Consider the following 13,717-nt stretch of genomic DNA (forward strand, 5'->3'; position numbering starts at 1 on the left):
CATGGGGTGGTTGGGACCTGCAGAGCTTGAGGCACTGAAACTGTCGCTGCGCGTTTCGTTTTGGGCAACGTTGGTGACATTGCCGTTGGGCATATTCGTTGCCTACGCGCTGGCCCGTTGGCGGTTTCCGGGTCGGCAGGTCTTGAATGGGCTGGTGCATCTACCCTTGATCTTGCCACCGGTGGTGACCGGCTATCTGCTTCTTCTGACCTTTGGAATTCAGGGGCCGCTGGGCAAGTTGCTGGCAGAGATCGGAATTGTCGTGGCGTTTCGTTGGACCGGGGCTGCCCTTGCCGCGGGTATTATGGCATTTCCGCTGATGGTGCGGGCCATACGCCTGTCGATCGAAGCCGTGGACCCCAAACTGGAACAGGCCGGGGCGACACTGGGTGCATCGCGCCTGTTTGTATTTGCAACGGTGACCCTTCCGATGATCTTGCCCGGCGTGATCGCCGGCGCGATTCTGGCCTTTGCCAAAGCGATGGGAGAGTTCGGAGCCACGATTACCTTTGTGTCGAACATCCCCGGTCAGACGCAAACCCTGCCGTCAGCGGTCTATGCTTTCCTGCAAGTCCCGGGCGGCGAAGCAGCGGCCACCCGTTTGGTGGTCATTTCGATCGTGGTTGCCATGAGCGCGCTGTTGTTGTCCGAGTTCATTGGGCGGCGTGTCGCTGCACGGGTGGCCGGATCATGAGCCTGTCCGTTCGCCTGCAGCACGATCTACCCGACCTCAAGCTGGATCTGAGTTTTGATGCGCCACCCGGTGTGACGGTTCTGTTTGGGCGGTCCGGGTCTGGAAAGACAACCATTGTAAATGCAGTCGCCGGTTTGGTGAAACCCATGGCCGGTCGGGTTGCTGTAGACGAGTGGGAGCTGTTCGACACCGCGCAAGGCCTCTGGTTACCGCCGCACAAAAGACGGCTGGGGTACATTTTTCAGGAAGGCCGTCTTTTTCCACATCTCACCGTGCGCCAGAATCTATTCTATGGGAAATGGTTTGCACCCAAGAGCGCGCGCCGCGAAAGCCCGGACAAAGTGATCGAAATGCTGGGGATCGGGCACCTGTTGAACCGGCGCCCTTCGAGGTTGTCCGGTGGGGAAAAACAGCGTGTTGCCATTGGGCGCGCCCTTCTGGCCAGTCCGCGCCTGATCCTGGCAGATGAACCTCTAGCGGCTCTCGACGACGCACGAAAGGCCGAGATCCTGCCTTACTTCGAACGGCTGCGGGATGAGGTTTCGGTGCCGATTCTGTACGTCACACACTCGGCTGCAGAAGTTGCGCGCTTGGCGACATCGGTTGTCGCTCTGCAAGAGGGTAAGGTCTTACGGCATGGCCCTGCCTCCGAAGTATTGGCCGATCCGTCAGTCGCACCGGCTGGCGTGCGGGCCGTCGGTGCAGTGTTGCAGGTTCGGGTCGTCAAACATCATTCGGACGGGCTGACCGAGTTGGACGCAGGCGGGTCGCCCTTGTTTCTGCCCCGGATACCCCTGCAAATTGCGGAAGAACTGCGCATCCGCATTCCCGCGCAAGAGGTTATTCTGTCCAGCAAACGCCCCGAGGGTCTTTCGGCCTTAAATGTTCTGGAAGGAGCAGTCGACACGATCCGCGCGGGCGAGGGGCCGGGTGCGATTGTGTCCGTAAAAACGCCCGCGGGTTCTGTATTGGCCCGCGTCACCCGCCGCTCAGTCGAAGCGTTGGGGCTGGAACCGGACAAACCCTGTTTTGCGGTCATCAAAACGGTCGCACTGGCACCGCAGGACGTGGGCGGGCACTTGCGCGGGGTCTAAGCCAGCGCGCGGGCTTCGAATTCTCGCAGGATCAGGCGGGCTGCCCGGCCGAAGCCCATCCTATTCGGCGTGGCTGTGTCGGGGAAAATGGCAGCGAGCTCCTGCAATGCGTCCGAGGACAGTGTGTACAGGGATTCCTCGCCGAGATAGAGGCTTTCAGCCAGTGCGCCCTCGGCTGTCAGTATTTCGTGGTTATCCAGCAGGATGTGAAAATATTCGACCGGGTCATCCGAGGTGTCAATCGCGATACCTGGCCAGGAACAAAGGTGCTTGGCCGCAACCAGCGCGTCGGGCGTGCCAAACAAAAGCTCGACCTTTGGTCCGCTGACCAGAATGCGGTGCTGCTGTGATACCAGCAGATCGCGTTCGGGCCGTCCTGCGCCAAGGCTGCCAGCTTTGATCCGAACCGGGCGCATGGCCGGATTGTCTCGCAATCGGTCCGGCGATAAGGCGCTGCTTTCCACCCACCGGATCGGTTGCAGCCCGCGATCTACGGTCATCACATTGTCGCCAACGCTCAGGGTTTCTATCTTTTGATTGCCTTTTTCAGCCAGGATCAAGGTGCCTGCAGTAAAGCACACGCCTTCAAGGGTGATGGTGATCTCTTGGGTCAGGTCATATGGTTGGAATAAAAAGTCCAATCCGGTGACCTGTACCGTGAAGGTATCAGTGACCGTAGTCCCGAACGGGATATCGTCAAAATCGCTTTGATTGACCGTGTAGGTCCATTCGCCGGTATTTGGGTTAATGGAGGCCACGCCCAGTGATGGCTGATCAGAGATCGACCAGGATTGCGTCCGAGGAAAGCCGGTTAAGCCAAGATCGCCACTGGCCTGATTAGGGGGATCTCCGGTTACAAAGCCAGTTGTTGTCCCTACGATCGATACCATTTCATGACCCCTCCATTTTCAGGACCTCACGAAATTCTTTCTTCCGGTAAAGCTTCATGTGTACGTCCCCCGCGTCGTCGCGGGTCCACTCCACGATGCGATTTCGGGTCAGGTCGCTGTCCATCCGATTGGTTCGAACCCGAGGGTGGGGGATTTCTTTTTTCAGTATTTCGACGATCTGGTTGGTCTGTCCAAACGGGGCCACAAGGTCGACGATCCAGAAGGACGTGCCGCTGGCAAAGTCCGTATCTTTCAGCGGTTTTTCCTGAATGGCGTACCGACGCTCGGCTTCGGGGCTGAGGCCGGCGAAGGTCACAAACCCGCGTGGGAAACCGTTCTGCCGGAAAATGTGGTACTGGTTCAGCCGAAAAGGCGTTTCAAAGGCATAGAGCACCTGCCCGAGGGTGCGTGGCCTGTGTGTATTGGTCAGCGATGCAAGATAGAACATGGCGCCGAAATCTGCGTATTTTTCGGACGGGATATCAAACCAGTCATTTGGAAACGCTTTGCTCAAAACAAACCCCAGCCAATATATGCCTTGATCCTAATTGCTTATAATCAAAAATGATACTGATTTGCCTGTATGTGCTGTGTCGGGGTCCTGTCGGCCGAATTCCCGAAAATGGTGCCGCTTTACTCGGACCACGTGTCCGGTATGATCTTGAAAAAGTGTTTCGAAACAGGAATTGCCATTATGCGAGTTTTGAAAATAGCGGCCCTGGCAACATTTGCGGTGTCGCCTTTATTTGCACAGGGAATTGGGATCGGAATCGGCGCTTACCCGGGTTTTAAAACCACAGTCACTCCTATGAACAACGGTGTTTACGAGGTCGCCGTCAGTGGGTCTTCGGCCCCGGTCGCGTATTGGTGCGGGATAGGCGACTTTGCTATTCGCAGCCTGAGAACAAAAGCAACCCAGCGTATCTATATAGTTCGGGCCTACGAAAAAGGCGTGCGCACGGTGCAGTTTTCACTCACCCCACCCGATGGTGTCGATACCACGCCGGGATATTCGATTACCGTAAAACGTGTGGGTGAGAACATGTCGGCGGGGTCCGCGCAGGGCTATTGCTTTGACAACTTCCTGGATTTTGGGTTCCGCTAATCTATCAGGCCCATTTTGCCATTGGAGGAAGGCTCATCAACACCGCATCCGGGTCATGGCCGGTTTCCAGCCCGAATTTTGTGCCCCGGTCGTAGACGAGGTTGTATTCGGCATAAAGGCCCCGATGCACCAGTTGCGTGTCTTTGGCCGCTTCGTCAAAACCCTGGATGCGGCGCTTTTCCACCAATGGCAGGAAAGCCGGCAGGAACGCGCGACCGATATCCTGGGTCAGCGCGAAATCTGCGGCCCAGTCTCCGGTACAATAATCATCCATGAATATCCCGCCTACGCCTCGCGCGCGCTTGCGGTGGGGGAGATAGAAATACTCATCAGCCCAGTCTTTCAGGCGGGGGTAATGGCTGGGACCATGCGGATCCAGATGCGCCTTTTGGGTGGCATGAAAATGCGCTGTGTCCTGATCATATTCGATGCAAGGATTCAGGTCTGAACCACCGCCGAACCACCATGCGTGCGGGGTCCAGAACATGCGGGTGTTCATATGAACGGCCGGTACATGCGGGTTTTGCATATGCGCGACCAGAGAAATTCCCGACGCCCAGAAACGCGGATCTTCGGTCATCCCCGGAATCCCCTTACGCGCCGCCATGGCCTGTTGCGCTCGCGCACCCAAAGTGCCGTATACGGTCGAAACATTGACGCCGACCTTTTCAAAGACCCGCCCGCCACGCATCACGGACATCAACCCGCCGCCCGCATCGCTGCCGTCTTCGGATTGGCGTTTGGTTTCCTTGACCTCGAACCGGCCAGGTGCTGCGTCTGCAAAAGGGCCAGAGCTGTGGGTGTCTTCAAGTGCCTCAAACGCGGCGACAATCTCATCGCGCAATTGGCGGAACCACGCGGCGGCGGTTGATTTTTCGGTATCGAACATAGGGATTAATGAGCCGGAGCTGCGACGGGGTCCAGCAAGGTGCGGCCGCCATCAATTGTCAGAATTTGTCCGGTGATAAAGCCGGCTGCATCCGAGGCCAGGAACTGTGCCGTTTCGGTCAGTTCGTTCGGGGCTGCGATCCGGGCCAAGGGCGTATGTCTCTCGATATCGTTGCGAAAGTCCCGGTTTTCCTTGAGCGTGGACTGCAGCGAGGCGCTCATGACCGATCCCAGCGCGATGGAATTGACGCGGATTCGTTTCGGGGCCAGTGCAACGGCCAGCGAACGTGTCATCTGATCCAGTGCGGCGGTGGATACGGAATAGGCCATCAGATCAGGGTGCGTGCGCCGCGCCGCGATTGAAGACAGGTTGATGATCGACCCGGCGGGGCCTTCGTCAGTGTCACCTGCTTGTTTTATCATGCGTTTGGCGACCGCCTGGCTTAGGCGCAGCGAGGGCATCAGGTTCTGATTGAGCAGCATGCGCACGGAATCGTCGTCCGCGTCCAGTGGATCGGACGGGATCACCTGGCGCGCGCCATTGATCAGGATGTCCACCTGATCAAACGCATCAAGCGTGGCAGACAGCAGGTTCGCGATGGTCAGCTTTTCCCGCAGGTCGCCAGCAAAAAACCGGATGTTGCTGTCATCGGCCTGTTCGCCAAGCTCGTCGGACAGCCGTTTTTCGTCCATGTCGGCGAACATGACATTGGCCCCGGCATCCGCAAAGTGGCGCCCGATGGCCAGTCCGACACCATTGGCGCTGCCTGTGACAATGGCGGTCTTGCCGGCTATGGAAAAGGACATGCGTTGTCTCCTGATTTGCGGCAGAGGTTAACCGGGATCACCGTCGAGGGCGAGAGGCGTGAAACACCTTGAACCGATTGTCGCCGGACACCTCTTGAACCTGTACGAAATTCTCGGCCAGCGTGACCTCGTAGGGCAGGTGGCGATTTGCGACCATCCACAGATTGCCGCTCCGGGTCAGGTTTCGAGCTGCGGATTTGATAAAGCCCTGACCCAGCTCAGGGTCGGCGGCGCGCGATGTGTGAAACGGAGGGTTCATGATCACCGTGTCCAACGGTTCCGGCGCGTTCCAAGTGACGGCGTCGGCCCAGTGGAACTGAGCGCTGGTCTCGGCCAAATTGACGCGTGCGCAGGTAAGGGCAATCTGATCGGCCTCGACCAGATGTAACGCGCGCGGATTGGCGGCCTTTAGCACACCGGCCGACAGATACCCCCAGCCAGCGCCCAAATCAGCGATCCTTGCGCCTAGCTTTTCGGGCAATGCATTCAGCAGCAGGGCCGAGGCAGGATCTATCCCATCAGCAGAGAACACGCCGGGCGCGGTCTGAAAGCCATCGACTGTCTGGTTGTCCGGGGCGGCCCAGTCGGCAAAAGCCTCGGGCGCGGATTGGAACCAGAATATCTTGCCATGTGCCTTGGCGATGGGCCCCTCGACGTCGACGCGTTTGCGGATGTCCTTCAGCAGGCTGTCGACACCGCCGGTTTTGACACCGTCTATGACAATCAGTCCGCTAGCACGCTGACAGGCCTGATGCACCATGCTGCGCGCCAGCGCCTTGGCGCGGGGCAGGATCACGATGGCATCCTGACAAGGGTCGTAGGTTTCCGGCACGGCGGCAAAGCCTTGGCCGGCAAAGTGGTCGTGAAACGGTTTGAATGGCTGCACCACCTGCGTTTCACGCGGCAAGGCCGACAGATCGCTGTCGGATGTCGGTCCAAGCACACTGAGTGGTTGCGACAGCTCAAGGCCGCTTTGCAGGGCAAGATCAAGACGAGGGGACATCGGTAAATATGAGAGAGAAGGCTAAGGCGGCCTTACTCTTCCCGTTCCATTGTGCATTGCAGGGGGTGCTGGTGCCTGCGGGCAAAGTCCATGACCTGGCCCACTTTGGTTTCGGCGATCTCATGGCTGAACACGCCAACCACGGCGACGCCTTTCTTGTGGACGATCAACATGATTTCGAACGCCTCGGCATGGGTCATGCCAAAGAAACGCTCCAGCACATGCACCACGAATTCCATCGGGGTGTAGTCGTCGTTCAGCAGCAGTACCTTGTACAACGGCGGGCGCTTGGTCTTTGGGCGCGTCTGCACCAACAGCGACGGATCATCGTCGTTGTCCGGTTGGTCAGACATCATCCATTTGTGTTCAGTCATTGCGCCTTTGTCCGATTCAGGCTTCGGTTTGTCTGATCGGTTATATAACGTGCATGGGGCCAGAGAAAAGAGCCAGCAGGACGTAATCGAAATGGAAAAAGCGCTGACCACAATCGGGTTCGACGCCGATGACACGCTTTGGCACAACGAGCGGTTTTTTAAACTGACACAGACGCATTTCACAGAATTGCTGGCCGATCACGCCGATCGCGATCACCTGTTGGATCGGCTGCTTGCTGCGGAAAAACGCAATATCCGGCAGTACGGCTACGGAATCAAAGGCTTCACCCTGTCGATGATCGAAACCGCTATTGAGGTGACCGAGGACCGTGTTCCTGCCTCGGTGATCCGCCAGTTGGTCGAAGCAGGGCAGGACATGCTGGCCCACCCGATCGAGCTGTTACCTCACGCGCGGGAGGCCATCGAAGCGGTGTCTGATACGCATCGGGTGATTCTGATCACCAAGGGCGACCTGATCGATCAAGAGAGAAAGCTGGCGCAATCGGGGTTGGGTGAGCTGTTCGACGAGGTCGAGATCGTGTCCGAAAAATTGGCTCAAACCTACCGTGAAATCTTTGCGCGACATGGTGAAGGTTGTGATTCTGCAATGATGGTGGGCAATTCGATGCGATCCGATGTTGTCGCCCCAATTCAGGCCGGGTGTTGGGGCGTCTATGTGCCCCATGGGTTGGTCTGGGAGATTGAGAAGGCCGAAACCCCTGCGGACAATCCGCGCTATAGCGAACTGCGGGACTTGGGCGAACTTGCTGATCTGGTTCAGCGCCTAAGTTGATGTTGCCAATTGGCCTCAGTTTTCAAAAAACGAGACAGGATTTACGTTAAGGGGTTCAATTTGCGTGGATGTGGTAGGTCACGGACTGTGCGTGTCTACATGTAGTGCCGTTTCGGACTCTTAACAAAACAGCGAATTTGCACGCTTTCGGTTTATTTCATGGGGTCTCTGTGTTAGCCTTGTCAGTAATAAAATATAATGAGCGCTGACCGGGAAAACCCGGCGGCCTGAGGTAGACAGAGGCAAAGATCGTGCAGGTTCGGCGGACAGTTCCGGCCCGAATGGGCTTATTTCTTTTAGCATTATTGTGGCTGCTCTCCTTCGCGCCGTTGCAGGGATTTGCGGCACCATATGCGGCGATGGTCATCGACGCGCGGACAGGCGAGGTTCTGCATTCGCGCAATGCCGACACCCGATTGCATCCGGCATCTCTGACCAAGATGATGACCCTCTACATCGCGTTTGAGGCGGTGCGGAACGGTGAGATCACCTTGGACACGCCGGTTCGAATCACAAAAAAGGCCTCTTCCGAGCCCCCCTCTAAGTTAGGCCTGCGTACCGGGCAAACGATTGCGTTCCGATATCTGATCCGGGCAGCTGCGGTGAAGTCGGCCAATGATGCCGCCACGGCCATTGGTATCGCGATCAGCGGTTCCGAGGCGGCATTCGCCCGTCGCATGACGCGCACGGCCAAGTCGATGGGTATGAGCCGCACAACGTTCAAGAACGCGCATGGCCTGACGGAATCAGGTCACTTGTCGACCGCGCGGGATATGACCACGTTGGGTCGCCATCTGCTTTATGATTACCCGCAGTACTACAACCTGTTTTCGCGCCAATCCACACATGCCGGGATCAAGACGGTTCCAAACACGAACCGTCGTCTGTTGGCAGCTTACAAGGGCGCGGACGGGATCAAGACCGGATACACGCGGGCTGCTGGCTTTAACCTGGTTGCATCGGCCAAACGCAAGGACGAACGCATTATCGCAACTGTCTTTGGTGGCAAGTCCGGTGCATCGCGTAACGCCCGAGTGGCCGAATTGCTGGATATGGGGTTCCGCCGAGCCCCCTCGCGTGCCCCGATCCGCAAGCCGGCCCGCCCCACCTATGCCGGGAATGCGGGATTGGGCGCAACCGTCGCGGCCCTGACCAATGCGCCAAAATCCAGCCTGCGCCCCGTTCTGCGCCCCGGACCGGGTGCTGCAGTTCAGGTTGCTGGCGCCGTGGCTGAGACGGCTGCCAAAAATGGCACGCGTATCAAGGATGGTATCGCCGCGGCGATTGCGGCGGCCGACATCCAACCGTCTGGTGACGGGGACTCAACCCGTCCCGCGGCACGGCCGGCTGATTTGGTTCTGGCCTCGACTGATCCGGCAGCCCAGCCTGAACCCGAGCAAGAGATCGTCACCCGCCTGTCCACATCGGGCGGGCGACTATGGGGTGTGAACGTAGGCCGCTATACCACCCGATATGAGGCGGAAAAGATCTTACTGAAAACCGCTCTGTCGGAAATGACCACTCTGGAAGGCACGCTGCGCAAGGTAAACCAAAGCTCGCGCGGCTTCGACGCGACATTCCAGGGCATGACCCGCGAACAGGCCGATCTGGCTTGTCGCCGGTTGCAGGCCCGGAATGTCACTTGTTTCATGATCGGGCCGTCATAAGGCTCGGCATACTCTCCTGAATGGATCTGGGCTGCGAGGAAACTCGCAGCCTTTTTTTGTCAGTCGAAGACGTGGCCGTGTTCGTATTGTTCATCCTGACCTGCCGCCGCGGTCAGGGCGGCAACGTTATCCTTGGTAAAGAACCCGTCATAGTGGTGGCAGCGCTCGATATACTCAGTGATCAACAGCGTGTACTTCGAATGCTTTGAGAAGATCTGCTTGAGGTTCGGATCATCCTTACACTCGCCCACCACATGGGCCAGGAACGGCACACCTTCATCTTTGAGTGTGTTGACTACAAAATCGACGTTCTTTTCACCCGCGCCGTGGTCGCCGTCCTGAATTTCGATCGCCATGTGGTGCAGGCGACGGCCAAAGTTCCGCACGAAATCCTCGGTCGGCATCGGCAACTGTTCAAAGGAATTGACGAAAGAGGGCGTGTTGTTCGCGGTGAAGACCTTGGCGGGGGATTTCTTATCATCGTCGACATTCGCGTTCCGGTTCACATTGGTCGACGAGTTCATGTCAAAGATGTTGTACGCGCCCCAAAAGTAATAGGGCACCATGGTCAAAAACTCGAGGATCGCGTCCTCACGCTCACCAGCCAGAATGCGTGTTGCAAGGTGGTCGACCCCCAGCATCAAAGGCGCGATTTTGCTGTCTGCCCCGAATGCCGCCGCCTGATCCAGTCGCGCCTGTTCGTCATTGCTCAGCAATATCCGGTCACCCAAACCAAGGCTGTCGGTGTCGTTGAAATCCAAGGATGAGTAGCCAACCCTGTTACAGGTGAAATCGGACGGAGACGTAAATCTGAACCCGTCCGATGTGTAGAACGGGTTTTCGGTGTCTCCCTTGTACTCAAACCTGATGTTCTGATCTTCAAGCGTTTTGGTCAGGGTCTTGAGGTCCGTGGCGCCATAAACCTCTCCGACATAGCGGGTCTGGGGGGTGTTGCGGGCCAGCGGGTACATACGGTTGATGCGCGGGATAAAGTCTTCGAAGGTCGCGCTGAGCGGAGCCATGACGATCATCGTGGGATAATCGGAGTGCGAATGCAGCACCGCAAATTTGTGCGTCTGGCCCAGATAGCTGGCCGTATGCCGGTAGGGTGTCATGACATAAAGCTCGATCAGCGTGTCGAACAACGCGTCCGGTTCAACCTGAATGACGATCGCCTGCATCGCCCCAACCTGGTCGGCCACGCCCGAGCTTTGGCGGCGTTCGTAGATCATCGGCAGATATTGGTGGAAAAACTCAGAGTTCTTTTTGTCGCCGCGCGGTTCGTAATTCATCAGATCGAAAGACATTGGCCAACCTCCTTGCCTATACCGGTTCGGCATGGCGTTGCTTGGAATTGTGGTATTCAGAACATGCACTTGCTGGTCATGCTAGGGTCTGAATTCCGTGCAGGCAACAGTCATAGGATAGATCGTCAGGTTTAAGGCCTTCTTTCTACCGCATGAATTTTGTTACCTCGACCCCGCCCTCGATCAGACATGCCCGAACCGAACGTGCAATCTGCACCGCAGTGGGGCCATCACCATGTAGGCATATCGTATCGATCGACGTTTCCAGTCGCGATCCGCTTTCGGTGATGATGGCACCTTCGCGCACCATGTTCAGGATGCGTAGTCCGGCAATTTCGGGGTCATGAATAACCGCGCCGGGCAGGCTGCGATCGACAAGGGTTCCGTCGTCGTTATAGGCCCGGTCCGCAAAGATCTCGCCGACCCACTTGCACCCCAATTCACGCACGGCTTCTTCTTGTTTGGTAACAGCCAGAACCATGATGATGATGTCCGGATCGACATCCAGTGCGCCCTGATAGCAGGCCCGGGCCATGTCGATATCGATCGAGCACATGTTGGCCAGCGCCCCGTGCAGTTTCAGGTGCCGCACTTTGGTGCCAACGGCCTTGGCCATGCCGATCGCAGCGCCCAGTTGGTAACGAACCAGATTGCGCAAGGAATCATGGGGAACTTTCATATTCCGCCGGCCAAATCCCTGCAGGTCAGGAAAGCCCGGGTGCGCGCCGATCCCGACGCCGTTTTCCGCAGCCAGTGTCATCGTTTTGGCCATCACATCCGGGTCGCCGGCGTGAAAGCCACAAGCGATATTGGCAGAGGTGATAATCTTAAGCAGATATTCATCATCGCCCATATTCCAGGGGCCAAAGCTTTCGCCCATATCGGCATTCAGATCGACGCTTGGCATACGTGGTACTCCCTAGTCGGTGGCGGAGATCATTCCGCCGATCAATTGGTAGGACAAGAGGTTCGGGATGTCATGCGGATCGCGGACCAGCGGTTCGACTCGCATAGGTAGCCGGGCAAGTTCGGCATTGTGGGCGGTTTGCAGGGCTGTGGCCTCGTCCAGTGACACGAATTCGAACTTGATCCGCCCGCCCGCCGGGGTTTGTGCCGCGCGCGGAAGGTCACAAGGCAGAACCGTCGCGATACGGGGATAACCTCCAGTGGTCTGACATTCAGGCAACAGGATAAAGGGGCTGCCTGTTCCGGTCATCTGTATGTCACCGGGGGTAATGACCTCGGACAGAATGTTCAGCTGACCCTGAGCCGCGAAACCTTCGCCCTCGCTATCCAACTGCATCCCCATTCGGTTGGCCCGACTGCCACGCCGAAACTCGGTTTGCACAAAGCGGTCCAACGTTTCCTGATCGAACAGGGGGGTCTGAAAGCTGGCGATCACGCGTAGAACGCCACCCGAGAAGCGATCATCCGGGTTAAGCTTCATGCCCGTCACGCCTGATCCGTCGGCGACAGGCAATGTATCTCCGGTCTGAATGGTGCTTCCGATCTTGGCGGTCAAATGCGCTGAGCGTGATCCCAGAAAGGCTTCGGACGCGATCCCACCGCTGACATGCAGGTAGCCATAGGTCCCGCGCGTCGCAGCACCAATCACCAGCCGCTGCCCGGCTACCATCTGGTGCGACGCATTCCAGACCACAAGTGCGCCATCAATGCTGGCCTGCATCGGAGCACCTGTCAGAGCGATGCCGAGAGATTGCGTTGCCTCGAACTCGCCACCCATTCCCGCCATTTCCAAAGCGGCAAGTCCCGGGCTTTGACGCAGCAACGCTGCGCCCTCGTGCAGGGCCAGTTGGTCGGCGGCGCCGGATCGGGACAGCCCCTGATCCAGATACCCGACACGGCCCTGGTCTTGTATGGTGCAGGCCGGGCCAATGCGATGAACAATCAGACCCATCCCGCGATCTCCTCGCAGGTGGCCCCGCCTGAGCCGTCCGAGTTGTTGGCGCGGATGGTTTCCAGTTCGTCGCGCGAAACGGACAGGAACTGCATTTCATCCCCTGGCTTCAACGCAAAGCTCTGCGGTGCGTCAGGGCGAAAGCAGCGAAATGCGGTTTGGCCCACATGCCGCCAGCCAGTCGGAGTGGGGCCCGAGAACAGTACGAATTGGGAAATTGCCAATACCAAGGCCCCCTCTGGGACCATGGGCGTCAGTTCCTTCAGGCGCGGAATATTGAATTCAGGACCAAGCGGACCAAGGTACGGTTGCCCCGGTGCAAAGCCGATGGTCAATACGCGTACCTTTGTGTCGCTCAGCCGTCGAACGGCTTCCATGGAATCCAGCCCCGCCGCCGCCGCTGCCTCGTCCAGTTGCGGAGCAAGCTCGCCCCCATAAACTGTCGGGACCCGCCACAATTTTCGACCGGCAGGCAGTGGTGCCTCAAACCAATTTTGCTGTGCAAGTAGGTGTCGCACTCTATCTTGGACTTCAGCGCGAGGTAATTTGTCGGGATCGAACCTCAGGTAGGCCGATGCAAGCGATGCAGAGGTTTCGACAACACCGTTCCAGGATGCGGCGTCTATTGCGCCCCTAAAGGCCAGCGCCGCCCGGTTCGAGGGTTCGGCCATGGCATCGGCAAAGGAAACAAGAAGGCCGTCATAGCCTACGGTATTTATGCGTGGAAACATGTCGGCTGTATTGGTGGTCATTTCACGGCTAACCCGGGCATCTTACAGAGGCGACCACACAGCATCCCGGGCCAATGCGCAAGCCCGGCGTGGGTGGAGACGCGCGGAATCTATACCTGAATTTAGTGCTGGCACGGTTTTTTGGGCCGATTCCGACTCATTGAATCGCTTCCGACTCGTTTGAGGCTTGTGGTGTGGTTGGGTGCCCTGTCTATATATAGGGGTGCGCTTACTGGCGACGCGGACAGGTGTGGGTCCGACTTGCATTTCAACTGGCGAGATTGCCGTTCGAGGGAGCGGGTTGTGCGCCTTAAGATATTGATAAATAAAGGTTAAGCGGAAAGATGGAAAAAAATCGCCCAGGACGTCATTTTCTGCTTGCGGACTTATGCGGTTATACTTAGAACCCCCTTCACCGGCGCTGCTGAGGCGGTGCTGACGGGTCG

Annotated in this window: 15 protein-coding genes; 5 read left to right on the forward strand and 10 right to left on the reverse strand. The window is 57.7% G+C overall.

Annotated features, from left to right (window positions below; all coding sequences use genetic code 11):
* Position 1: 1 nt before the first annotated feature.
* Both modB and modC read left to right on the forward strand, forming a co-directional pair.
* A complete protein-coding gene (gene modB, locus AC2FI8_RS21820; protein WP_058278495.1) occupies positions 2-694 on the forward strand; it encodes a molybdate ABC transporter permease subunit in 693 nt (230 codons plus the stop codon).
* The gene (gene modC / locus AC2FI8_RS21825; RefSeq protein ID WP_496780936.1) at positions 691-1,788 is read left to right on the forward strand and encodes a molybdenum ABC transporter ATP-binding protein; all 1,098 of its coding nucleotides are present in this window, start codon (positions 691-693) and stop codon (positions 1,786-1,788) included. Before modB ends, modC begins: the two co-directional genes overlap by 4 nt.
* Here the strand turns inward: modC and AC2FI8_RS21830 are convergent.
* Both AC2FI8_RS21830 and AC2FI8_RS21835 read right to left on the reverse strand, forming a co-directional pair.
* Entirely contained in the window at positions 1,785-2,678 is an 894-nt protein-coding gene (locus AC2FI8_RS21830; protein WP_496780937.1) for a Hint domain-containing protein, read from the reverse strand. The genes modC and AC2FI8_RS21830 overlap by 4 nt on opposite strands.
* A 1-nt stretch (position 2,679) precedes the next feature.
* A complete protein-coding gene (locus AC2FI8_RS21835) occupies positions 2,680-3,192 on the reverse strand; it encodes a toxin-activating lysine-acyltransferase (RefSeq protein ID WP_058278492.1) in 513 nt (170 codons plus the stop codon).
* 180 nt (positions 3,193-3,372) lie between these two features.
* Between AC2FI8_RS21835 and AC2FI8_RS21840 the strand changes: the two genes are divergently transcribed.
* On the forward strand, positions 3,373-3,783 hold the full coding sequence (locus AC2FI8_RS21840; protein WP_058272063.1) for a hypothetical protein: 411 nt from the start codon (positions 3,373-3,375) through the stop codon (positions 3,781-3,783).
* Positions 3,784-3,787: 4 nt separating this feature from the next.
* Here AC2FI8_RS21840 and hemF read toward each other — a convergent pair whose 3' ends face one another.
* Genes hemF through clpS form a run of 4 tightly spaced genes read right to left on the reverse strand, consistent with a single transcriptional unit; the run spans position 3,788 to position 6,855 of the window.
* Positions 3,788-4,672, reverse strand: coding sequence for an oxygen-dependent coproporphyrinogen oxidase (gene hemF / locus AC2FI8_RS21845; RefSeq protein ID WP_496780938.1), 885 nt, complete (start codon positions 4,670-4,672; stop codon positions 3,788-3,790).
* A 5-nt stretch (positions 4,673-4,677) separates the two neighbouring features.
* Entirely contained in the window at positions 4,678-5,478 is an 801-nt protein-coding gene (locus tag AC2FI8_RS21850; protein WP_058271963.1) for an SDR family NAD(P)-dependent oxidoreductase, read from the reverse strand.
* Positions 5,479-5,515: 37 nt separating this feature from the next.
* Positions 5,516-6,481, reverse strand: coding sequence for a class I SAM-dependent methyltransferase (locus AC2FI8_RS21855; protein ID WP_496780939.1), 966 nt, complete (start codon positions 6,479-6,481; stop codon positions 5,516-5,518).
* Between the two features lie 32 nt (positions 6,482-6,513).
* On the reverse strand, positions 6,514-6,855 hold the full coding sequence (gene clpS / locus AC2FI8_RS21860) for an ATP-dependent Clp protease adapter ClpS (RefSeq protein ID WP_058271961.1): 342 nt from the start codon (positions 6,853-6,855) through the stop codon (positions 6,514-6,516).
* Positions 6,856-6,946: 91 nt separating this feature from the next.
* On the opposite strand from clpS, the gene AC2FI8_RS21865 reads away from it, so the two are divergent.
* Together AC2FI8_RS21865 and AC2FI8_RS21870 are read left to right on the forward strand one after the other, a co-directional pair.
* Positions 6,947-7,648 (forward strand): HAD family hydrolase, encoded by a 702-nt coding sequence (locus tag AC2FI8_RS21865; protein ID WP_496780940.1) that lies wholly within the window; start codon positions 6,947-6,949, stop codon positions 7,646-7,648.
* Between the two features lie 281 nt (positions 7,649-7,929).
* Positions 7,930-9,315: a D-alanyl-D-alanine carboxypeptidase family protein gene (locus AC2FI8_RS21870; RefSeq protein WP_496780941.1), complete on the forward strand. Its 1,386-nt coding sequence runs from the start codon at positions 7,930-7,932 to the stop codon at positions 9,313-9,315.
* Positions 9,316-9,374: 59 nt separating this feature from the next.
* Here AC2FI8_RS21870 and AC2FI8_RS21875 read toward each other — a convergent pair whose 3' ends face one another.
* The 4 genes from AC2FI8_RS21875 to AC2FI8_RS21890 all read right to left on the reverse strand — a co-directional run bounded on the left by AC2FI8_RS21875 (position 9,375) and on the right by AC2FI8_RS21890 (position 13,292).
* On the reverse strand, positions 9,375-10,622 hold the full coding sequence (locus AC2FI8_RS21875; RefSeq protein WP_496780942.1) for a hypothetical protein: 1,248 nt from the start codon (positions 10,620-10,622) through the stop codon (positions 9,375-9,377).
* Between the two features lie 145 nt (positions 10,623-10,767).
* The gene (locus AC2FI8_RS21880; protein WP_496780943.1) at positions 10,768-11,529 is read right to left on the reverse strand and encodes a LamB/YcsF family protein; all 762 of its coding nucleotides are present in this window, start codon (positions 11,527-11,529) and stop codon (positions 10,768-10,770) included.
* Between the two features lie 12 nt (positions 11,530-11,541).
* The gene (locus AC2FI8_RS21885; RefSeq protein ID WP_496780944.1) at positions 11,542-12,540 is read right to left on the reverse strand and encodes a 5-oxoprolinase subunit C family protein; all 999 of its coding nucleotides are present in this window, start codon (positions 12,538-12,540) and stop codon (positions 11,542-11,544) included.
* Complete coding sequence (locus tag AC2FI8_RS21890; RefSeq protein ID WP_496770702.1) at positions 12,531-13,292, reverse strand: 5-oxoprolinase subunit B family protein; 762 nt, start codon at positions 13,290-13,292, stop codon at positions 12,531-12,533. The genes AC2FI8_RS21885 and AC2FI8_RS21890 overlap by 10 nt, the downstream gene beginning before the upstream one ends.
* Positions 13,293-13,717 lie beyond the last annotated feature (425 nt).

Source organism: Ruegeria sp. CDSB029, from assembly GCF_059611125.1.

What these genes read in the sequence shown, in the direction of transcription:
- AC2FI8_RS21875 (WP_496780942.1), bottom strand. Translation starts at nt 10,622, where the DNA reads ATGTCTTTCGATCTGATGAATTACGAACCGCGCGGCGACAAAAAGAAC.
- AC2FI8_RS21880 (WP_496780943.1), bottom strand. Translation starts at nt 11,529, where the DNA reads ATGCCAAGCGTCGATCTGAATGCCGATATGGGCGAAAGCTTTGGCCCC.
- modC (WP_496780936.1), top strand. Translation starts at nt 691, where the DNA reads ATGAGCCTGTCCGTTCGCCTGCAGCACGATCTACCCGACCTCAAGCTG.
- AC2FI8_RS21885 (WP_496780944.1), bottom strand. Translation starts at nt 12,540, where the DNA reads ATGGGTCTGATTGTTCATCGCATTGGCCCGGCCTGCACCATACAAGAC.
- AC2FI8_RS21830 (WP_496780937.1), bottom strand. Translation starts at nt 2,678, where the DNA reads ATGGTATCGATCGTAGGGACAACAACTGGCTTTGTAACCGGAGATCCC.
- AC2FI8_RS21890 (WP_496770702.1), bottom strand. Translation starts at nt 13,292, where the DNA reads ATGACCACCAATACAGCCGACATGTTTCCACGCATAAATACCGTAGGC.
- clpS (WP_058271961.1), bottom strand. Translation starts at nt 6,855, where the DNA reads ATGACTGAACACAAATGGATGATGTCTGACCAACCGGACAACGACGAT.
- AC2FI8_RS21870 (WP_496780941.1), top strand. Translation starts at nt 7,930, where the DNA reads ATGGGCTTATTTCTTTTAGCATTATTGTGGCTGCTCTCCTTCGCGCCG.
- modB (WP_058278495.1), top strand. Translation starts at nt 2, where the DNA reads ATGGGGTGGTTGGGACCTGCAGAGCTTGAGGCACTGAAACTGTCGCTG.
- hemF (WP_496780938.1), bottom strand. Translation starts at nt 4,672, where the DNA reads ATGTTCGATACCGAAAAATCAACCGCCGCCGCGTGGTTCCGCCAATTG.
- AC2FI8_RS21840 (WP_058272063.1), top strand. Translation starts at nt 3,373, where the DNA reads ATGCGAGTTTTGAAAATAGCGGCCCTGGCAACATTTGCGGTGTCGCCT.
- AC2FI8_RS21865 (WP_496780940.1), top strand. Translation starts at nt 6,947, where the DNA reads ATGGAAAAAGCGCTGACCACAATCGGGTTCGACGCCGATGACACGCTT.
- AC2FI8_RS21850 (WP_058271963.1), bottom strand. Translation starts at nt 5,478, where the DNA reads ATGTCCTTTTCCATAGCCGGCAAGACCGCCATTGTCACAGGCAGCGCC.
- AC2FI8_RS21855 (WP_496780939.1), bottom strand. Translation starts at nt 6,481, where the DNA reads ATGTCCCCTCGTCTTGATCTTGCCCTGCAAAGCGGCCTTGAGCTGTCG.